Source organism: Amycolatopsis sp. lyj-112 (genome assembly GCF_046549055.1).
Lineage (GTDB): Bacteria > Actinomycetota > Actinomycetes > Mycobacteriales > Pseudonocardiaceae > Amycolatopsis.
In genome coordinates this window covers 103,546-122,421 of record NZ_JAJPWS010000004.1, presented here as the reverse complement: position 1 = coordinate 122,421, position 18,876 = coordinate 103,546, and the positions used below count along the sequence as shown (strand labels likewise).

Genomic DNA, 18,876 nt, shown 5'->3' with positions numbered 1-18,876 from the left:
GGATCCTCCTACTTCTTCGGGATGCGCAGCCAGTCGTCGGCGACGAGCTCCCACTTGTTGGTGCCGGAGGCGAGTTTGATCGGCCAGCCCGCGGTGTTGTCGTGATGGGTTTCGCCGGGACCGAAGACGTACGGCGTGCCCACCATGGGATCGCTGACCGGCTTCATCTCCCGCAGCGCCTTGGTCACCGACTCGCGGGTGATGTCGCCGCTGATCCCGCGGATCACGTCGAGGAAGTACTTCGCCGCCAGGTAACCGCCCTGGCTGAACGAGGTCAGCGGGATGCCGTTCTTCGTCATCAGTTCGCGCCAGTCCTTGTTCTGCGGGCTGGTCGCGTCGGTGAACGGGTAGAACTCGGCGGGCACGTACACCCCGGCGCCGGCGTTGGAGATGGCCTTGGCGTAGTTCTCGCTGTAGACGCTGGTCAGCAGCAGCCACGTGACGTCGGTCCAGCCCTGGGCCGCGGCGGCCTTGAGCTGCCCGATGGAGTCGGGTTCGACCGGGTTCACCGTGATCGCCTTGCACCCGGCGTTGCGTGCTTTGACGATGTAGGAGGTGTAGTCGGAACCGCCGTAGGGCACGGTCGCGTCGAGGTACTTCAGCTTCTTGCCGGTGATGGCCGACCACTCGTCGATGGCCGCCTGATACGAGGGCAGCGTGTTGCCCGCGATCTCCAGCAGCGCGCAGATGTCGTTCAGCTTCAGCGTTTCCGAGCCGTAGAGCAGGGTCAGCGTCATGTCGTGGTACGGCCCGACGTTGACCGGAGCGATGTTAGGACTGTTGAAGCACGCGGGATCCACGCCGATGCCCTGCATGGACAGGATCTTCTGCTGCTCGTAGTACTTGGAGTTGATCTCGCATTCGAGGAGGCTGGACGAGCCGACCAGTGCCACCGCCTCGTCACGGCCGACGACCTCGCGAGCCGCCGCCGCTGCCGCCGCGGGGTCGCCCTTGTCGTCGAGGGCCTTGTATTCGATCTGTCTTCCGTTGACACCACCGCTCGCGTTGGCCGCGTCGAAGACGGCCTTGGCCGCCTGGGAGGACTCGGGGAAGGTGGCGGCGCCGCTCAGCGCGTTGACCGAGCCGACCTTGATCGGCCCGCCGGAACCACTTTCGGCTCCGGCGCAGCCCGCGGTCGCGAGCAGGACGGCGGCGGAGAGGGCGACCAGGCGCCGCGCGGGCTTCATCGGTCCTCAGCCGCGTTGAGGACGGGCACGGAGTCGACGATCTGCTCGAACGTGGCGAGCTTGCCGCCGTCGAACTTCCACACGTGCGCGACGCGCGCGGTGAACGAGCGACCGGTTTTCCGGTGCTTGCCCTGGTAGGTGCCCAGGCCGATCACCGTGTCGCCCGCGTCGGCGATCTCACCGAGCGTGAAGCGATAGCCCTCCCAGTCACGGGCGATCGGGCCGAAGACGTTGTCCCGGACCTCTTCGGGGCCGACATAGGTGCCGGCGTAAGGGAAACCGGCGGCCTCCGTCCAGGTGGTCTCGGGGCCGAGCGGGGCCAGCATGCCCGCCAGGTCTCCTCGGTCGCTCGCGGCGTAATGCGCGGCGATGACGTCTAAATTGGACACTCGAACTCCTTCAGACCGGTTGCGCGTCGGGATAGGCGACGGCGCCGAGTGGGTAGATGTGCCCGCCCGCGCGGGAATGCTCCGACCGGCCTTCGCCGGTCAGGCCGAGGAAGACGCCGGTGGTCTTCAGCGCGTATCCGAGGTCGTGCAGCCACACACTGGCCACCGCGATCCGGAACTCGCGGAAGCAGAACAGGTAGAGCCCGTCCTGGAACTTCCACACCGTCGACAGGTCCATGTCGCCGTGGCCGCGCTGAACGCCTTCGAGGCATTGCCAGGCATAGCGTTGCGACGACACGTACACGTGCTCGTAGAGATGTTCCGGGCTGTAGCGGTAAACGTTGCGCTTGCCGATCAGGTCGCGCGACGGCCCGGGCACCTCGCCGGTGGGGGCACCGGCGTCGGTGGTGCCGGACCAGAACGTCTGGGAGACACGGGGAACGCCCTCGACGTCGCCGGCGCCGATGACCGAGCGCACGGCCAGCGCGCGATGCGTGGTCGTGGAGAAGACCACGGTCAGGGCTTCGCCTTCCACGCTGGTGTGCGGGAGATTCACGAAGAAGACGTCGTCCCGGACGGCGACCGCGTCGTAGGGATCCTTGATGCCGTTGCAGGTGACGGTTTCGGCGTCCTCGAACCGCAGCGCGAACGTCGTTCCGTCGTCGAGGGTGACGGCGAGCTCGCGTCCCGACAGGTCCGCGTTCGGCAGGCGGTAGGTGGCTATTCCGGCGGCGAACTCGTCATAGGTGCGCCATTGTTCCTCGGGTGCTTCGGGCATGCGGTCATCGTCGAGGCGCCCGCCCGGCCGGGGCCAGCTGTCACGCGCTGGGCGGCAACAACCGGTCGCTCACGGTCAAGCCGCGGCGCAGTTCGCTCGGCGAGCGGCCGAATTCGGTCTTGAACACCCGGCTGAAGTGCGGCGCGTCGACGAAACCCCACTTTGCGGCGATGGCCGCGACGGGCCGTGTGGAGTGAACCGGGTCGAGCAGTTCGCGGCGGCAATGTTCCAGACGCCGCGTGCGGATCCAGCCCGAGACGGTCGTTCCCTGTTCGTGGAACAGCCCGTGCAGATGCCGGGTGGAGATGTAGTGCTCGGCGGCGATCTGCGCCGGGCCGAGGTCGGTGGAGGAGAGGTTCGTGTCGATGAAGGCGAGTACCCGGCGCATCAGTTCGTGGTGCGGCCCCGCCGTCGTGCGGGCGAGGTCGAGTTCGGTGGCGAACAGCGTGGCGAGCAGATCCACCGCGGTATGGGCCAGCCGGACGCCCGCCGGGCCGCCGAGCTGATCGAGGTTGGAGCCGAGCTGGGCGAGGAACGGCACCACGACGTTGCCGATGCCGCGTTTCCCGGACATGCGGACGGCGGTGAGCTGGCCGATCAGGTCGCGGGGGAGATCGATGAGCCGCTGCGGGAACATCACCACGAGCGTGCGGAAGTCCTCCTCGAACGCCAGCGAATACGGCCGGTGTGTGTCGTACAACGCCACGTCACCGGGGCGGAGCATGGCTTCGCGGTTGTCCTGCACCAGCAATCCGGTGCCGGACAGGATCAGGCTCAGCTTGTAGTAGTGCCTGTCGGCCCGGGCGATCAGCTCGGGCGTCCGCTCGACCACGTGCGCGGAGGCGGTCACCTCGGACAGCTGCACGTCGTCGGCGCCGCACGAGCGGATGCGGCCGCGGAAATGGTCGCTGTGCTCGCTCGTCACGTGCAACGGAACAAAGGATTGCGACACCACCGTGCGGAAATCGGTGAAATCTCGCGCGACCATGGTGGTGGTCGGGTCGGCGGTGGCGGTGGTCACGACGTCACCTCGCAGCATCGAGAGGAGTGAATTTCATATACGATAAGCGATACGATGCTGTCGGGCAATGATCTCGCCGGGTCAGTCGGCGAGGCGGAACAGGTTGGTCCGCGGGTCCACGTCGACCGGGACCCGCGTGCCGAGTCCGTAGCGGCCGACGTCCTCGGTGACCAGGCCCGCCCCGAACGCCGTCACGCCCGTTCCGGTGACGAGGAACCGGAGTTCGTCCGCGGCGGTGGGCGATTCACCGACCCAGATCCGTTTGCTGGAGACGACTTCGGCGGTGGCGCGGACGCCGGCGCGATCGAGGCCGCGGTGGATCTCGCGGGCCTTGGCGTTCTGCCGGAGGTGCGCGACGACGGTCCCCGTGCAGGCGATCGTGAACACCGCGCCCATGGCGACGACGACCATGCGGTCGTCGTCGCCGGGATCGAACTGCGTGCTGAGCCAGAGCAGCGTCGGCCCGATCAGGCACATCCCGGTCATGAAGAAGCCCATCAGGCAGCCGAAGGCGCTGAAGACGGGCATCTCCGGGGCTTCCTTGCCTTCGTGGCCGGGAGCGGTGTTCATCAACGCGAGACTAGGGGCCGGAACGCGAACGTGGCCCGGTAGAAATACCCGCCTAGCCTCGTGAGTGGTAATGACGGTTCTAACCGTTATTACCACTCACGAGAGGGAGGCGGGCAGGTTCTGGAAGCCGCGCAGGATCCGGGTCTCCCGCCGCCGCGCCCCCGCCAGCAGCCGCACGTCAGGGAACCGCTCGAAGATCGACCGCAGCCCGATCTCCCCTTCCATCCTCGCCAGCGACGCGCCCAGGCAGTAATGCCGCCCGGCGCCGAAGGAAACGTGGTCGCGCGCATTCGCCCGTGTGACGTCGAAAGTGTCCGGATCGTCGAAGATCTCCGGGTCCCGGTTCGCACCGGCGAGCACGGTGCTGACGATCGCGCCGCGGTGGATCGGCGCCCCTTCGATTTCGGTGTCGCGTGCGCACAACCGGCCGGTGAGCAGGACGGGCGGGTCGTAGCGGAGGATCTCGTCGACGGCGTTGCTCCACAGTTCGGGGCTCTCACGCAGTTTCCGGAGCTGGTCAGGATGCCGGGTGAGCAGCGCGATGCCGTTGCCCAGAAGGTTGACGGTCGTCTCGAAACCCGCCGCCAGGACCAGGCCCGCGGTGGCCTTGAGTTCCCGTTCGGTCAGGCCGACCCCGTCTTCGCGGGCGGCGATCAGCTTGCTGAGCAGGTTGTCGCCGGGATCTTTCCGCAGCCTCTCCAGATGCCCGGTGAGCCAGGCGTCGAACTCGGCCAACGTCGCTTCGACGCTCCGGAACGTCCGCCACGGCAACCCGAGGTCGAGACTCGGTGCCGCGGCACCGCCGAGCGCGAGCACCTTGTCGCGATCTTCGGCCGGGACGCCGAGGATCTGGCTGATCACGGTGACGGGAAGCAGCCCGCAGTACGACTCGATCAGATCGACGGGATCGGCCGGGTCGAGGCCGTCGAGCAGTTCGTCGGTGATCGCCTGGGTCCGTTCCCGCAGCTGCTCGACCGCGCGGGCGGTGAAGACCCGGGTGACCAGTTTGCGGTAGCGCGTGTGGTCCGGCGGTTCGCTGGCCAGCAGCGACGGCGGTTCGATGGGGTGGATCAGCCCGGACGCCGACCAGGCGGCGAGCCGGTTGAGCAGCGGGTTGTCCGGCAGGAACCGGACGGACTTGAAGGCGTCGCTGGTGAGGATCGCCTTGACCGCCGAGTGCCGGGTGGTGACCTGGCCGACCCGGGTCGCGGCCACCGGCCCGTGCGCGCGGATCTCCTCGAACAGTCCGGTCAGGTCCGCGCCGGTGGACGCCTCGACGGAGAGCCGTCCTTGCAGGTCACCTCGTCGCGCCGCGGCCCGGAGGGCGACTCGCGGTAGCGCGTGACCGATGCTCCAGCGCGCGACCGGTTTGGCCAGTTCCCCGGTCCGGCGCAGAAAGGACCGTGCGGGAGCGGTCTTGAGGGTGAACATCAGGACTCCGTCCGTGCGGGTCCTTCGACGGTAGCGGAACGACGTGTCAGTATCGAGCCGCGGCGATATCTGCGAGCTTTTGTTTCCCTGGGTACAGTTTTCTCTTCCAGCGGGCCGGGGAGTACTTGTGGGCGGCTACGGTTTCGACATCGCACTCGTCGCGGTGCTGGTGGTGCTCAACGCGGTGTTCGCGGGCAGCGAGATGGCGCTGATCTCGCTGCGCGAGGGCCAGCTGAGGACGTTGGAGCGGGACGGCCGGACGAGCGCTCGCACGCTGGTGCGGCTGGCGCGTGACCCGAACCGGTTCCTCGCGACGATCCAGATCGGCATCACCCTCGCCGGATTCCTCGCTTCGGCGACGGCGGCGGTGTCGCTGTCCGAGCCCGTGGTGCCGTTGCTCGGCTTCTTGGGCAATGCCGCCGGTGCCGTGGCCGTCGCGCTGGTGACGATCGTGCTGACGTTCCTGACCCTGGTCCTCGGCGAACTCGCGCCGAAGCGGCTGGCGATGCAGAACGCGCTGCGGTGGGCGCTGCTGGTGGCGCGCCCGCTGAACCTGCTTTCGACGATCTCGAGGCCCGTGGTGTGGGCCCTGAGCGCGTCGACGAACTTCGTCGTGCGGTTGTTCGGCGGGCGGCCGGAGTCGGATCCGGACCAGATGTCGCCGGAGGAACTGCGGGAACTGGTCTCGGCGCAACGCGGCCTGAACGCCGAACAGCGCATGATCATCAACGGTGCCTTGGAGATCCACGAGCGACGGCTGCGCGAGGTACTGGTGCCGCGGCGGGCGGTGCTGACGCTCTCGTCCGAGCAGGATCTGACCTCGGCTCGGAAGCAACTCGCCGAGTCCGGGTACTCACGGGCGCCGGTCGCGAGCGGCGGGCATCTGGACGACGTCGTCGGCGTGGTGCACCTGCGCGACCTGCTCGACGAGCACACCGAACTCGCGGAGGTGGTGCGGCCGGCGGTGGTGTTCCCCGATTCGCTGCGGGTCTCGGATGCCTTGCGGCGCTTCAAGGCCGAGCGTGAACAGATGGCGCTGGTGGTCGACGAGCACGGCGCCGTCGCGGGCATGGTCACCCTGGAGGATCTGCTGGAGGAGATCGTCGGGGAGATCTACGACGAGACCGATCGCGACGTCCTGGCCGTGCGCGACGGCCAGGACGGTTCCCTGGTGCTGCCGGGCACCTTCCCCGTGCATGATCTCGTCGACGTCGGGGTCGAACTGCCGGACGCGCCGGCGGGGGAGTACGCCACGATCGCGGGCCTGGTCCTCGTGATCCTGGGCCGGATCCCGGAGAAGCCGGGCGACCGGGTGGTGCTTTCGGGGTGGACGGTCGAGGTGCTCGGCGTGGATCATCACGCGATCACGCGGGTGGCGCTGCACCGCACCGCGAAACAGCCGAGCGGCGAGTAGGAGTTGCGCCCGGCGCCCGGTGTTGGCAGCGTGCCCGGTGTCCCACCACAAGCGGTCAGAAAGAGGTGCCCCCGATGCCGGAGGCGAGCGATCAGCGCGATTTGAAGCCCCGTTCCCGCGACGTGACCGACGGGCTGGAACGGGCCGCGGCGCGCGGCATGCTCCGCGCGGTCGGGATGGGGGACGACGACTTCGCGAAGCCGCAGATCGGGGTGGCGTCCTCGTGGAACGAGATCACGCCCTGCAACCTGTCGCTGGACAGGCTGGCCAAGGCGGTCAAGAACGGGGTGCACGCGGGCGGGGGCTACCCGCTCGAGTTCGGCACGATCTCGGTGTCCGACGGTATTTCCATGGGACACGAGGGCATGCACTTCTCGCTGGTGTCGCGGGAGGTGATCGCCGATTCCGTCGAGACGGTGATGATGGCCGAGCGCCTCGACGGCTCCGTGCTGCTCGCCGGCTGCGACAAGTCGCTGCCGGGCATGCTCATGGCCGCCGCCAGGCTCGATCTCGCCTCGGTGTTCCTCTACGCGGGTTCGATCATGCCCGGCCAGGTGGACGGTCAGGACGTCACGATCATCGACGCCTTCGAAGCCGTCGGCGCCTGCCTCGCGGGCAAGATCACCCGCGCCGAGGTGGACCGGATCGAGCGCGCGATCTGCCCGGGTGAGGGCGCGTGCGGCGGTATGTACACCGCCAACACGATGGCTTCGGTGGCCGAGGCGCTCGGCATGTCGCTGCCTGGTTCGGCCGCGCCGCCCGCCGTCGACAGGCGCCGCGACGGTTTCGCCCATCGCTCGGGGGAGGCCGTGGTCGGCATGCTCCGCCAGGGCATCACCGCGCGGCAGATCATGACCATGGAGGCGTTCGAGAACGCCATCGCCGTGGTGATGGCGCTGGGCGGCTCGACCAACGCCGTCCTCCACCTGCTCGCGATCGCGCGCGAGGCGGAGGTCGATCTGCGCATCGACGACTTCAACCGGATCGGCGACAAGGTCCCGCACCTCGGCGACCTCAAGCCGTTCGGGAAGTACGTGATGAACGACGTCGACAAGGTCGGCGGGATCCCGGTGGTGATGAAGGCGCTGCTCGACGCCGGGCTCATGCACGGCGACGTGCTGACCGTGACCGGCAAGACGATGGCCGAGAATCTCGCCGGCCTCGCACCGGCCCCGGTGGACGGCACGATCATCCGCCCGCTCGACCGCCCGATCCACAAGACCGGCGGGCTGACCATCCTCAAGGGATCGCTGGCGCCGGACGGCGCGGTCGTGAAGTCGGCCGGTTTCGACGAATCGACGTTCACCGGCACCGCGCGGGTGTTCGACGGCGAGCGAGCCGCTCTCGACGCGCTCACCGAAGGCCGGATCGTGGCCGGTGACGTCGTCGTCATCCGGTACGAGGGCCCCAAGGGCGGACCGGGCATGCGCGAGATGCTCGCCATCACCGGCGCGATCAAGGGTGCCGGGCTCGGCAAGGACGTCCTGCTCATCACCGACGGCCGGTTCAGTGGCGGCACCACCGGCCTCTGCGTCGGCCACATCGCGCCCGAGGCCGTCGACGCCGGGCCGATCGCGTTCGTCCGTGACGGCGACCCGATCACCCTCGACGTCGCGAACCGGACTCTCGAGGTCGAGATCGCGGACCTCGAAGCGCGCCGCGTGGGCTGGACTCCCAAGGCTCCCGCGTACACGCGCGGAGTCCTCGGCAAGTACGCGAAGGTCGTGCAGAGCGCCGCCCACGGGGCCGTTTGCGAGTGAACGACGAAGGTCGGTTTTCAGTTGAATCAAGTCGTGAATTAATAACCGCGTGCCAACGTATCGGGACAACCGGAACGGATGATGTGCATGCGACGGTTCACCACGGTCTTCATGGGCGCGCTCGCCGCGCTCCTTTTCGTGACCGGAACGGCTCACGCGGCGCCGCCGCAGGCCTTGGACTGGTCGGCTCCCGGGGCCGACCGGACCTATGAGCCCGCTTTCGACTACGACGGGGACGGTTGCTATCCCACCCCGGCGATCGGCCGGGACGGCACGCTCGCCCCGGGTCTCGCGCTCGGCGGCGACGTCAACGGCCAGTGCCGTGACCTCTCCGATCTGGACAACACCAACGCGTACTCGCGCGTGAAGTGCAACAACGGCTGGTGCGCCTACCTGTACGCGCTGTACTTCGAGAAGGACCAGGCCGCGCTGGGCCCGGGCAGCGCCGGGCACCGGCACGACTGGGAGCACGTCGTCGTGTGGGTGCAGGGCGACTGGGGCAGGTACGTGTCCACCTCGGCGCACGGGAAGTACACGACCAAGCACCGCGACCAGGTCCCGTGGGACGAGACCGGCAAGCACCCGAAGGTGATCTACCACAAGGACGGCATCAGCACGCACTGCTTCCGGCACGCGGGCTTCGGTGAAGAGCCGGAGAACCACAAGAAGCAGTGGCAGTACCCGCCCCTGGTCGGCTGGGACGGCTACCCGGCGGGCCTGCGCGACAAGCTGACCGGGCACGACTTCGGCAGCGCCCAGCTGGGCATCCGGGATTCGTCGTTCAACGGTGAGCTGAGCAAGGCCAAGCCCGCCGGGATCCCGTTCGACCCGAACGCCTGACGGCAGGAACCGAAGCGGCGGTCCGTGTGAAGGCCTCCTTGCCTACCTTGAGCGTAGGCAAGGAGGCCTTCACGGCATTGCTTCGTGGACGGTGCTGCCGGCCGCCACGAACGGGTGATCTGTAGGCGGAGAGGCCCGAGTACGTAATTCACACGATGTGTCCCGTTACCCAGGAGTAGCAGACTCGGCGGCCCGACGATTCCCGCTGCTCCGGAGGTCGACGATGACCGTGTCGCACGCCCCAGCCCGCTCCGCCTCCCTGGTGATCGCCCGTGCGATCGTCGACAACCTCCGGCACGCCCTGCCCGAGCACACGCTCCTGTTCGACGTACGTGCCACGGAGTTCGTCGCGTCGCTTTTGGAGAACTCCCGAGCGGACTCCGCGCTGGGCATCGCGCCCGGTGCGGACGCCTTCCGGGAGGCGGGGGTGGCCGAATACGCCGCAGGTCACGACCTCGACAGACTCGCCAGGGCCTACCACGGGGCAGGCCGGTCCGCGCTGCCAGTCCTGGCCTCGCTGTCCCGTCAGCCGGGAGCCGGAGCGTCAGTGGTGGACACCGGCGTGGAGGCGCTGCTCCGCTGTTCCGACGTCCTGATCCGGCTGTCCACGGCGGCCTACCGGGCGGCTCACACACCCTCTCCGGCAGAACTGCGCCGCGACCTGCTGAAGGAAATCGTGAGCGGCCGCGCGCCGGCGCAGTGGGCGGCCCTGGCGGCTCGCGCGGGCTGGGCGCCGCCCGCGCAGGTGGTCGCCGTCGCCGCTGAGCCTGGGACCGTGCTGGCCTCCTTCGGCCCGGAGGTGCTGGCCGACCTCGCCGGCGAGTATCCGTACCTGCTGGTGCCCGACGACCTCGACGTCGGCCGCTTGCTCGCCGGGGCGCGGGTGGCGATCGGGCCAGCCGTGTCTCCCGCCGACGCGGCGACGTCGCTGCGCTGGGCACGGCGGACCCTGGAACTGGTGCGGCGCGAGGTGATCGAGGACGGCCCGCTCGTCCGCTGGTCGGACCACCTGACCACGCACTGGCTGTACGCCGACGAAGTGCTCACCACCGCGCTCGTCACGCGCAGCCTGGCGCCGATCGCCGGTCTGCCCGCGAACGAGCGAGGCAAGCTCGCCGACACCCTCGACGCCATGCTCTCCGCCCGCGGTGGGGCACCCGAGATCGCGAACAATCTAGGCGTCCACCCGCAGACGGTGCGGAACCGTCTGCGACGGCTCCGCACGTTGTTCGGCTCCCGCCTCGACGACCCGGACGCGCGGCTGGATCTGCGGATCGCCCTGCGCGCCGACCTGCTCGTCGGCGACCCCGAACCGGCTCAGCCGACCACGCCGGTCCGGGCGGCCTGAGGGGCACGACCGGTCAGGCGCGGTCCGCGTTCCGGGTCACCCAGGTGGCGACCTGCACGCGGTTGGAGTAGCCGAGCTTGGTGAGAATGTGGTCGATATGGGTGTCCACGGTGCGCCGGGCGATGCCGAGCCGGTCGGCGATCTCCTGGTTCGTCAGCCCCTCGGCGACCACACTCGCGATCTCGGTCTCGCGTTTGGTGAGGATCTGGTCGCCGTTCTTGCGGGGGTCGATGCGGCGTTCTCCGAGCGCGTACGCGATGGCGTCGGCGGTCGGCATCGCGGCGCCGTCGGTGAACTCCTTGAGGGCGACCTCCCAGCCGATCGCGGCGGTCACGGTGTCCGTGTCGGTCTGCAGTGGTTCGGTGAAGGCCTCGTAGCGGGTGGGCCACGCGCCCACCGTGCGCCAGACGTTCATCGAGGCCCCTTGCAGGATCGCCGCCCGGTCGGGCCGGTTCGTCCGGGCCGCACAGCCCGCGAGCACGGTCAGCGTGAAGCCGACGACCACACGGTCGTCCACCCGGGCGTGCAGGCGGAGCACCTGCTCGCAGCACCGCTCGGCGACGGCGAGGTCGCCTTGGAGATACTCGGCGGCGGCCCGCGACCACAGGGCCCAGCCCCGCCAGAAGACCTCGCCCTGCCGTTCGCAGCGCGCCACGGATTCGGCGAGGATCGCCCGGCCGCGGTCCATGTCGCCGTTCAGCGCGACAGCCAGCCCGTAGTTGTAGCTCGCCCAGAGGTCCGCGCCCTCGTCGCCGTGGGCACGGAAAAGATCGATGGCCGCGCCGAACAGTTGCGACGCCTTGGGCATGTCGCTGCCGATCAGCGCCGCGTAGGCGCGCACATGGAGGACGTAGGCGGCGGCGAGGTCGTCGCCGGTCGCCTCCGCTTCGGCGGCGGCTCTGTCCATCATGGACTCGTACGCGGCCATGTCGCCCTGCACCAAGGCCAGGAAAGCCGACAGCCACAGGATTCGCGCCCGCTCCGGCGCGCCCGGCGCGGCGGCCTCGTCCAGCCGGCGCACCCACATGCGGCCCTCGGTGTTCAGCCCGCGGACGATCCAGAACTCCTTGACGTCACGCAGCATCCGCAACCCGACGACGGCTTCGTCGGGGCCGCCGGTGCAGTAGTCGAGCGCGACGCGGAGGTTGGCGTGCTCGCGGCGCAGCCGCCCGATCCAGGCGAGCTGATCGGTCTCCAGCCACTCCGCCGCGTACTGCTCGGCCAGTTCGGCGAACCGGTCGCGGTGCCGTCGCCGGACGTCGGCGACCTCGCCCGCCTCGCTCAACCTGTCGGCGCCGTACTCGCGCACCGATTCCAGCATCCGGTACCGCACCCCGCCCGGATACTCCTCGCGTAGCAGGATGGACTTGTCGAGCAGGCCGTCGACGACCTCGAGCACCCGGTCCCTCGGCAGCGCGCTGCCCGAACACACCTGCTCGGCGGCGTCGAGGTCGAAACTGCCGGAGAACACCGACGCGCGCGCCCACAGCAGCCGTTCCGGCCCCGTGCACAGTTCGTGGCTCCAGTCGATCAGCGCGCGCATCGTCTCGTGCCGCTCCGGCCTGCCGCGCCGGTCCTTCGTGAGCACACTGAACTGGCGGTCGAGCCGGTCGGCCAGCTGGTTCAAGGACAACGCCCGGATGCGGACGGCGGCCAGTTCGATGGCCAGCGGAAGCCCGTCGAGCCGTCGGCACAGCCGGATCAGCGGGTCCGCGTCCTGCTCGGTGAGCCGGAACGACGGCGCGACCGCGGTCGCCCGGTCCACGAACAGCCGCACGGACTCGTAGTTCACCGCGCGCTCGAAGGAATCGCCCTGCTCGGGAACCGCCAGCGGCGGTACCGGCAGGACCCGCTCGCCGGCCACACCGAGGGACTGCCTGCTGGTGGCCAGCACGGTCACGTCGGGGCATTCCCGCACGATGGTGTCGGCCAGCCAGGCGCAGCTGTCCACCAGGTGCTCGCAGTTGTCCAGCACCAGCAGCAACCGGCTCGAGCGCAGCGCCTCGACGACGACCTCGATGGCCGGTTTGGCCGATCTGTCACCGAAGCCCAGTTCGTTCGCCACCGTCGGCACCAGCAGGGCGGGTTCCCGCAGCTCCGCCAGCGACACGAACACGACCTCGTCGGCGGTCGCTTCCCGGTGCGCCATCGCGATCTGCCAGGCCAGCCGGGTCTTGCCGACCCCGCCGGGCCCGGTCAGCGTCACCAGTGACGCGGCCGCCAGCAGACGCCGGGCCTCCTCGGCCTCGGCGTCGCGGCCTACGTAGCTGGTCACTTCGGTGGGTTCCGTGGACCACACCGAAAGCGAGCCAACCCCGTCCGCCATGCACTCTCCCGCGATCGACCGTCCCCGCGGCTTCGGTCCGATGTAGACGGAAGTCGCCCGGGAGCGGATCCTAGCGGACCGGGTACTCCCGACAGTTAGACCAAAGTCGAAGCCGGGTCGTCCTGTCTCCGGCTGCGCCGGTGCGGGCCGATCGACGATGATGGGCCGGTGAACGCGAAGGCCGGTGCGGCGCCCTCTCTCAGCGCGTGGCAGCAGGCCTGGCGGCTGTCGGCCGCCGCCGCGCTGGGCGCGGTGCTCTGGACCATCACCGCCGCCCAGATGCCGCCGGGTGCGGTAGGGCCGGCCGTTGTTTGGCTACGCGTCGGGGACCCACTGGTGGCGCTGGCCTGCTTGATCGCGCTGCTCTGGCGCCGTCGCCACCCGCTCGTCGTCGCGGCGGCGGTCGTGATCGCCTCCGCCGTTTCGATACTGGCCGGCGGCGCCGCGCTGCTGGCCGTGGGCTCGCTGGCCGCCCGGCGGCGTCCGGTGGAGATCGCGGTCGTGGGGGTGCTTTTCACGGTCGCCTCCCGGGTCACCTCCGTTCTCTACCCTCGGCGAACAGCCCTCGAACCGTTGTGGCTCTCCTTTTCCGCCTCCGTCCTGATCGTGGGCATCGCCGTGGCCGTGGGCGTCGCGATCGGGGCGCGCAGGGAGGAAGTGCGGTCGCTGCGGGAACGGGCGGAGAGCGCGGAACGGGAGCAGACGGCCCGCGCCGCCGAGGCCCGGATCGTGGAGCGGCACCGGATCGCCCGCGAGATGCACGACGTCCTCGCCCACCGGGTCTCGCTGGTCGCCATGCAGGCCGGGGTGCTGGGGCACCGCCCGGACCTCCCGGCCGACCAGGTCGCGGTGCTGGCCCGCGGTATCGCCGACGGCTCCCACCAGGCGCTGGAGGAGCTGCGGGACGTCCTGGGCGTGCTCCGGGCGGGCCCGGAAGAACCCGGACCACCACAACCTTCGCTCGCCGACCTCCCCGCTCTCGTCGCCGACGCGCGGGCGCTGGGGCTGGACGTCGCCTTCACGACGAAAGCGGCAGGGGAGCCGCCGGACGTCACCGCCCGGACCGCCTACCGGATCGTCCAGGAGGGGCTGACCAACGCGGGCAAGCACGCGCCGGGCTCGCGGGTGCGGGTCACCGTCGAAGGCGCGGCGGGCGACGGACTACGGGTCTCGGTCCGCGATTCCGGAGCCGCGCGGATCGCCGGCGGACCACCCGCCTCCGGTTTCGGGCTGCTCGGCCTCACCGAGCGGGTCGCGCTGGCCGGCGGCGAACTGGACCATCACCCGGATCCCGGCGGCGGTTTCGTGCTCGGCGCGAGGCTGCCCTGGCCGGTCCGCGAAGGGAGCGAGTGAGTGGACACCGAGCAGGCACCGCTTCGGGTCGTGATCGTCGACGACGAGGCCATGGTGCGGATGGCGCTGCGGCTCGTCGTGGACGGCGAGCCCGACCTGGTCGTCGTCGGGGAAGCCGTCGACGGGGACTCCGCGATCACCGTGGTCGCCCGGCAGCGGCCCGACGTCGTCCTGATGGACGTCCGGATGCCCGGACGGGACGGGCTGAGCGCGACTGAAGAGATCCTCGCCGCGCCGTCGCCGCCCGGGATCCTGGTGCTCACCACGTTCGACACGGACGAGATGGTGCTGGGCGCGCTGCGCGCCGGCGCCTTGGGGTTCGTCTTGAAGGACACGCCGCCGCCGCGGATCCTGGCCGCCGTCCGCGCGGTGGCCGCGGGGGAGCCCGCGCTCTCCCCGGCCGCCACGGCCCGGCTGATCACCGCGGCTACCGGCCCGGAGTCGTCCGACGCGCGCCGGACCTCCCGCGAGACGGCCCGCGGCAGGCTCTCCACCCTCACCGAACGCGAAGCCCAGACCGCGCGCGCCATCGCCGAGGGACTGTCCAACACCGGCGTCGCGCGGCGGCTGGACGTCACCGTCGCGACGGTGAAGGCCCACACCAGCAGCATGCTCGCCAAACTCGGCGTCGAGAACCGGGTCCAGATCGCCCTTCTGGTCCGCGACGCGGAGGGATGAAAGATTCGTCGCGAGCCGTGTCGAAGAGAACGACCCCTGTTCGACGCAGTGACGAAAGCACGTCAGAACAACCGAGGAGAACCCCATGCGCACCCTGATCGCCACTTCGTTCGTCTCGCTCGACGGCGTCGTCGAGGCACCCGGCGGGGAGCCGGGCTACCGCAACGCGGGCTGGACCTTCGAGGGCATCGAGTTCGACCCGGCCGCCTACGAGATCAAGGGCCGCGAGCAGGACGAGGCGTCGGCGATGCTGCTGGGCCGGGTCAGCTACCAGGCGTTCTCGCCGGTGTGGCCGGGGATGACCGAGGACTTCGCCGGCTGGAACGCGATGCCGAAGTACGTCCTGTCGACCACGTTGCGGGAGCAGGACCTGGTGTCGAACTGGGGCGAGACGACCATCCTGCGCTCGCTGGACGACGTCGCCGCGCTCAAGGAGACCGAGGGCGGGCCGATCAGTATCCACGGCAGCGCCACGCTGGTCCGGAACCTTGCCGACGCGGGCCTGATCGACCGTTACCACCTGCTGCTGTTCCCGGTCCTGCTCGGCGCGGGCAAGAAGCTGTTCAGCGACACCGACAAGGACAAGCAGAACCTCAAGCTGGTCGAGAGCGAGGCCTACGGGAACGGGATCCAGAAGCTGATCTACGACGTCATCCGATGATCGGGCCCCTGGCCGGGACCTGGCGGCGTCCCCTGCGTGCGCTGACCGGAGTCCCGGTTTTCGTTCTTAAAGACGTCCGTCACTCCTCGGGGTTGCATTCCTGGGAGCAACATCATCTCCGCGCATCTTTTCGGGGCCCGTGGGCATCTTTCTCAGTGAGTTCGATCGACGTGAATCGATCACCGAGCGGAGGAGATGATCATGGACATCCGGGTGAAGCGAACCGCGGCCGTGGTGACCGTCGGGGGAGTGGTGGTGGCGGGCGGGCTCCTGGCCGCCGGCGGGATCGCCGGTGCCATGCCGAGCGACAAGCTCTGCGGCGCGTCCGACGTACGGGTGACCATGACGGCGGATCCGGAGCACGCCGCCGGACACGAGGCCTACGTCCTGACGTACACCGCGGCCTCGCCCACCACGAACTGCAAGCTCCAGGGCGCGCCCACCGCGATGGGTTTCGTCGCCGACGGGCAGCTGATCAAGGACGTCACCGCCGTACCGGAGGCCACCGCGGCGAACGCGGCGCCGGTGAACCTGCGTGACGGGCACCCGGCGGTGTCGCGGATCGTGCAGCGCTCGGCCGAAGCGCCGAACCCGGTCACACCGACGACGGTCACGTTCGACCTGCCGACCGGCCCGGGCGGCGTGCCCGTGGTCGTGGACTGGCCCGCCGGAGCGCCGCTCAAGGGCGGCACCGTCCAGGTCACCGCCGTCAGCGGCTGAAAGCGGCGATCGAGGGAGGAAAGTCATGACCAGCAAGCAGATCAAGCGTGTTTCGATCGGTGTCGTGGCCCTGACGGGAACGCTCGCCCTGACCGCCTGCGCCCAGGCCGAGGCCGCCGTGCCCGACGGCGGCGCCGCGACGACCCTGGTCGGCCCGGACGACCCGAACGGGCCGGTCTATCCGCTCCCGCGCGTCGACAACGGCGTGCGCGTCAACGAAGTCCCGCCGGGGAAGACGGCGTCCGCGACCATCACCGTGCTCACGCCGATGCCGGGCTCGGTCGGCAGCGGTGGTTCCACATCCTGGACGCCGGCGAAGGTCGAGACCATTCCGCCGGGGCAGACCGAGGCGCTGAGCGCCGCTTGGCCGTCCTGGCTCCCGGTGCTCCGCCAAGACTCCGCGACGCATCCGGGCAGCTGGGTCAACGGGATCCTCGCCGATCCCGCCTGATCCGCGCGGAGCGGTCAGAGGCCCGCGCAGGGCCAGGAAAGCCGGACGATCGTGCCGGTGGGCGTGCTGGTCACGCTGGCCTCCGGCGCGAACGCCCGGATGATCGGCAGACCCCGTCCGCCGTCGGGGCGGCGGCCGTCGCGCCAGCGCCCGGCGTCGGCGACGGTGACCGTGACGGTGCCGGCCTCGTGCGTGGCGGTGACCGTCATGGTGTTGTCTTCGGTGCCGTCCGGATAGGCGTGCTTGACCACGTTGGTCATCGCTTCGTAGGCGGCGAGCTTGAGATCCTCGGCCAGTTCCCGCGGGAGCCCTCGTTCGCCCGCCCAGCTCGCCAGGACGTCTCGTAACGCGGCGGCCTGCGCGGGTACGGCGGCGACTTCACGGACGAGCTCGTCGGCGCCGCTTTTCACGGGCTCCTCGATCGGCATCACGAAGCGTCTCCTGTCGCCAGCCGCGGTTCCTTCTCACGATGTGGGGAAACCGCCGGATTCATGGACAAGATTAAGGCACCGACGAGAATGCGGCGCGGGTGCCGCGCAGGCCGCCGGATGCCGTCATCGGATAGGTTCGGGATATCGGTGCGCCGGCGGTGAGGGAGTGTGACGGTGACTAGCGGAGACGGCCACGTCCGGGAGGTTCCGTTCTCGGTGACGGTCACCAGGCCCGACGGCACCCAGGTCGTCATGGCGGTGGCGGGTGAAATCGACCTGACCACGTCCGAGGACCTCAAGGAGACGTTCGACCAGGCGCTGGATCCTGTGCCAGGCCGCCTGACCGTCGACCTCGAAGGCGTGGAGTTCTGCGACTCGACCGGTCTGGCGACGCTGGTCGGGATCAACGATCGGTGTACCACCGCGGGGGTCGACCTCAGCTTCCTGCCCTCGCCGACTATTCGCCGGCTGGCGCTGAAAACGGGGCTTTCCACGTTGCTGCCGCTGGCCGGTTCCTGAGCTTCGGCAGTTCCCGGACCGCGTCGGGCAGATACCGGTACACCGGGATGCGGACGTCGACGTCGAACAAGCGCAGCAGGCGCATGACCAGGCGGGTACTGGCCACGATCCCGACCGTGCGGCGCTCGACGTGTGCGCGGTTCGCGGCCGCTTCCAGGACTCGAAGGCCCGCGACGCCGAGGAAGCTGACGTCGGTCAGATCGAGCACTGTGGCCGCGGGGAGGTCGTCCCAGAGCGCTCTTTCCAGGTGACCGGCCGTGGCGAGATCGATTTCGCCTGCCGCGGACACCACGAGCAGGTCTTCACTCCAGCGGGTCCGGCGCACCTGGAGCAGAGCGTCGGCGGGCAACCTGGGCCGCGGCACGGCGGCGGAAACCACGGGTTGGTCGTTCATTGTTCTGTCTCCCGGAAAGCCGGGGACGAGACGGACAACGGGTAAGCCTGCACTGCGCTGCGCAAGTGAACTCGCCGCCGCGTCGCCCGAAGGAAAAATCTGGGCCGCGGACATGCGGGTCGTTCGCGCGGGGCTGCAGGTCTCAACCTCACGTGGGGGTAACGATACGCCAGCGGCGTCATTCGCGCAGTGCCTGCTGCCACGTGAACCCCCACTTTTCCAAGGGGTGCAACGCCTGGAGGAGTTGTTCACCGAGCGGGGTGAGGCGGTAGCCGTCTTGGCCGGTCTCGACGATCCGGGCCTCGGTGAGTTCGCCGAGCCGGGTGGCGAGCACGCTCGACGACATGCGCTCGCAGCGCCGCTGGAGTTCGCGGAAGCCGACCTGCCCCTGGCGTAGCTCCCAGATCACCCGCAGCGTCCACCGGCGGCCGAGCAGGTCGAGGGCGGCCATGAGGGGGCGGCCGGTTTCGGAGCCGCGGACGGGCAGCCCGGGGAGCGGGATCGGTTCGTCTGGCATGACACCCCTTGCGCTTCTGGTTTCGAAGCAGCATGGTAGCCACCAGACACGTGGTTCGAAAAAAGAAGCACTCGAATGGTTCTGATTG

At 69.7% G+C, this 18,876-nt stretch carries 20 protein-coding genes; 10 read left to right on the top strand and 10 right to left on the bottom strand.

What is annotated here, in order from left to right; all coding sequences use genetic code 11:
- Window positions 1–8: 8 nt before the first annotated feature.
- From ACLJRL_RS16435 to ACLJRL_RS16410, 6 genes are all read right to left on the bottom strand, one after another.
- The gene (locus ACLJRL_RS16435; RefSeq protein WP_410657039.1) at window positions 9–1,187 is read right to left on the bottom strand and encodes an ABC transporter substrate-binding protein; all 1,179 of its coding nucleotides are present in this window, start codon (window positions 1,185–1,187) and stop codon (window positions 9–11) included.
- Window positions 1,184–1,576 carry a nuclear transport factor 2 family protein gene (locus tag ACLJRL_RS16430; protein WP_410657038.1) on the bottom strand — a complete coding sequence of 131 codons (393 nt, stop codon included), beginning with the start codon at window positions 1,574–1,576 and terminating at the stop codon, window positions 1,184–1,186. The genes ACLJRL_RS16435 and ACLJRL_RS16430 overlap by 4 nt, the downstream gene beginning before the upstream one ends.
- A 10-nt stretch (window positions 1,577–1,586) precedes the next feature.
- The gene (locus tag ACLJRL_RS16425) at window positions 1,587–2,354 is read right to left on the bottom strand and encodes a MoaF C-terminal domain-containing protein (RefSeq protein ID WP_410657037.1); all 768 of its coding nucleotides are present in this window, start codon (window positions 2,352–2,354) and stop codon (window positions 1,587–1,589) included.
- Between the two features lie 40 nt (window positions 2,355–2,394).
- Window positions 2,395–3,393, bottom strand: coding sequence for a helix-turn-helix domain-containing protein (locus ACLJRL_RS16420; RefSeq protein ID WP_410657036.1), 999 nt, complete (start codon window positions 3,391–3,393; stop codon window positions 2,395–2,397).
- 63 nt (window positions 3,394–3,456) lie between these two features.
- On the bottom strand, window positions 3,457–3,945 hold the full coding sequence (locus tag ACLJRL_RS16415) for a hypothetical protein (protein WP_410657035.1): 489 nt from the start codon (window positions 3,943–3,945) through the stop codon (window positions 3,457–3,459).
- 96 nt (window positions 3,946–4,041) lie between these two features.
- Window positions 4,042–5,376, bottom strand: coding sequence for a cytochrome P450 (locus ACLJRL_RS16410; RefSeq protein ID WP_410657034.1), 1,335 nt, complete (start codon window positions 5,374–5,376; stop codon window positions 4,042–4,044).
- Between the two features lie 127 nt (window positions 5,377–5,503).
- Here ACLJRL_RS16410 and ACLJRL_RS16405 point away from each other — a divergent pair, with 127 nt between their 5' ends.
- From ACLJRL_RS16405 to ACLJRL_RS16390, 4 genes are all read left to right on the top strand, one after another.
- Entirely contained in the window at window positions 5,504–6,790 is a 1,287-nt protein-coding gene (locus tag ACLJRL_RS16405; protein WP_410657033.1) for a hemolysin family protein, read from the top strand.
- 74 nt (window positions 6,791–6,864) lie between these two features.
- A complete protein-coding gene (gene ilvD / locus ACLJRL_RS16400) occupies window positions 6,865–8,550 on the top strand; it encodes a dihydroxy-acid dehydratase (protein ID WP_410657032.1) in 1,686 nt (561 codons plus the stop codon).
- 87 nt (window positions 8,551–8,637) lie between these two features.
- On the top strand, window positions 8,638–9,390 hold the full coding sequence (locus tag ACLJRL_RS16395; RefSeq protein ID WP_410657031.1) for an NPP1 family protein: 753 nt from the start codon (window positions 8,638–8,640) through the stop codon (window positions 9,388–9,390).
- A gap of 223 nt (window positions 9,391–9,613) precedes the next feature.
- A complete protein-coding gene (locus ACLJRL_RS16390) occupies window positions 9,614–10,738 on the top strand; it encodes a helix-turn-helix domain-containing protein (protein WP_410657030.1) in 1,125 nt (374 codons plus the stop codon).
- A gap of 13 nt (window positions 10,739–10,751) precedes the next feature.
- On the opposite strand, the gene ACLJRL_RS16385 is transcribed toward ACLJRL_RS16390, so the two are convergent.
- Window positions 10,752–13,064, bottom strand: coding sequence for a LuxR C-terminal-related transcriptional regulator (locus ACLJRL_RS16385; protein ID WP_410657029.1), 2,313 nt, complete (start codon window positions 13,062–13,064; stop codon window positions 10,752–10,754).
- Window positions 13,065–13,232: 168 nt separating this feature from the next.
- Between ACLJRL_RS16385 and ACLJRL_RS16380 the strand changes: the two genes are divergently transcribed.
- The 5 genes from ACLJRL_RS16380 (at window position 13,233) to ACLJRL_RS16360 (ending at window position 16,927) form a co-directional block, all read left to right on the top strand.
- On the top strand, window positions 13,233–14,417 hold the full coding sequence (locus ACLJRL_RS16380) for a sensor histidine kinase (protein ID WP_410657028.1): 1,185 nt from the start codon (window positions 13,233–13,235) through the stop codon (window positions 14,415–14,417).
- Window positions 14,418–15,095, top strand: coding sequence for a response regulator (locus tag ACLJRL_RS16375; protein WP_410657027.1), 678 nt, complete (start codon window positions 14,418–14,420; stop codon window positions 15,093–15,095).
- Window positions 15,096–15,180: 85 nt separating this feature from the next.
- Window positions 15,181–15,756: a dihydrofolate reductase family protein gene (locus ACLJRL_RS16370; RefSeq protein ID WP_410657026.1), complete on the top strand. Its 576-nt coding sequence runs from the start codon at window positions 15,181–15,183 to the stop codon at window positions 15,754–15,756.
- Window positions 15,757–15,957: 201 nt separating this feature from the next.
- On the top strand, window positions 15,958–16,476 hold the full coding sequence (locus ACLJRL_RS16365; protein ID WP_410657025.1) for a DUF4232 domain-containing protein: 519 nt from the start codon (window positions 15,958–15,960) through the stop codon (window positions 16,474–16,476).
- A gap of 25 nt (window positions 16,477–16,501) precedes the next feature.
- On the top strand, window positions 16,502–16,927 hold the full coding sequence (locus ACLJRL_RS16360; protein WP_410657024.1) for a hypothetical protein: 426 nt from the start codon (window positions 16,502–16,504) through the stop codon (window positions 16,925–16,927).
- A 14-nt stretch (window positions 16,928–16,941) separates the two neighbouring features.
- On the opposite strand, the gene ACLJRL_RS16355 is transcribed toward ACLJRL_RS16360, so the two are convergent.
- Complete coding sequence (locus tag ACLJRL_RS16355; protein ID WP_410657023.1) at window positions 16,942–17,355, bottom strand: ATP-binding protein; 414 nt, start codon at window positions 17,353–17,355, stop codon at window positions 16,942–16,944.
- A gap of 177 nt (window positions 17,356–17,532) precedes the next feature.
- Between ACLJRL_RS16355 and ACLJRL_RS16350 the strand changes: the two genes are divergently transcribed.
- Window positions 17,533–17,877: an STAS domain-containing protein gene (locus ACLJRL_RS16350; RefSeq protein WP_410657022.1), complete on the top strand. Its 345-nt coding sequence runs from the start codon at window positions 17,533–17,535 to the stop codon at window positions 17,875–17,877.
- On the opposite strand, the gene ACLJRL_RS16345 is transcribed toward ACLJRL_RS16350, so the two are convergent.
- The gene (locus tag ACLJRL_RS16345; RefSeq protein ID WP_410657021.1) at window positions 17,816–18,271 is read right to left on the bottom strand and encodes an STAS domain-containing protein; all 456 of its coding nucleotides are present in this window, start codon (window positions 18,269–18,271) and stop codon (window positions 17,816–17,818) included. The two genes, ACLJRL_RS16350 and ACLJRL_RS16345, sit on opposite strands and share 62 nt — an antisense overlap.
- Window positions 18,272–18,449: 178 nt before the next feature.
- A complete protein-coding gene (locus tag ACLJRL_RS16340) occupies window positions 18,450–18,788 on the bottom strand; it encodes a winged helix-turn-helix transcriptional regulator (protein WP_410657020.1) in 339 nt (112 codons plus the stop codon).
- Between the last annotated feature and the right edge of the window lie 88 nt (window positions 18,789–18,876).

Coding starts and splice junctions, on each gene's coding strand:
- ACLJRL_RS16360 (WP_410657024.1), top strand. CDS start 16,502: ATGACCAGCAAGCAGATCAAGCGTGTTTCGATCGGTGTCGTGGCCCTG.
- ACLJRL_RS16340 (WP_410657020.1), bottom strand. CDS start 18,788: ATGCCAGACGAACCGATCCCGCTCCCCGGGCTGCCCGTCCGCGGCTCC.
- ACLJRL_RS16385 (WP_410657029.1), bottom strand. CDS start 13,064: ATGGCGGACGGGGTTGGCTCGCTTTCGGTGTGGTCCACGGAACCCACC.
- ACLJRL_RS16365 (WP_410657025.1), top strand. CDS start 15,958: ATGGACATCCGGGTGAAGCGAACCGCGGCCGTGGTGACCGTCGGGGGA.
- ACLJRL_RS16415 (WP_410657035.1), bottom strand. CDS start 3,945: ATGAACACCGCTCCCGGCCACGAAGGCAAGGAAGCCCCGGAGATGCCC.
- ACLJRL_RS16355 (WP_410657023.1), bottom strand. CDS start 17,355: ATGCCGATCGAGGAGCCCGTGAAAAGCGGCGCCGACGAGCTCGTCCGT.
- ACLJRL_RS16395 (WP_410657031.1), top strand. CDS start 8,638: ATGCGACGGTTCACCACGGTCTTCATGGGCGCGCTCGCCGCGCTCCTT.
- ACLJRL_RS16435 (WP_410657039.1), bottom strand. CDS start 1,187: ATGAAGCCCGCGCGGCGCCTGGTCGCCCTCTCCGCCGCCGTCCTGCTC.
- ACLJRL_RS16370 (WP_410657026.1), top strand. CDS start 15,181: ATGCGCACCCTGATCGCCACTTCGTTCGTCTCGCTCGACGGCGTCGTC.
- ilvD (WP_410657032.1), top strand. CDS start 6,865: ATGCCGGAGGCGAGCGATCAGCGCGATTTGAAGCCCCGTTCCCGCGAC.
- ACLJRL_RS16345 (WP_410657021.1), bottom strand. CDS start 18,271: ATGAACGACCAACCCGTGGTTTCCGCCGCCGTGCCGCGGCCCAGGTTG.
- ACLJRL_RS16390 (WP_410657030.1), top strand. CDS start 9,614: ATGACCGTGTCGCACGCCCCAGCCCGCTCCGCCTCCCTGGTGATCGCC.
- ACLJRL_RS16420 (WP_410657036.1), bottom strand. CDS start 3,393: ATGCTGCGAGGTGACGTCGTGACCACCGCCACCGCCGACCCGACCACC.
- ACLJRL_RS16425 (WP_410657037.1), bottom strand. CDS start 2,354: ATGCCCGAAGCACCCGAGGAACAATGGCGCACCTATGACGAGTTCGCC.
- ACLJRL_RS16410 (WP_410657034.1), bottom strand. CDS start 5,376: ATGTTCACCCTCAAGACCGCTCCCGCACGGTCCTTTCTGCGCCGGACC.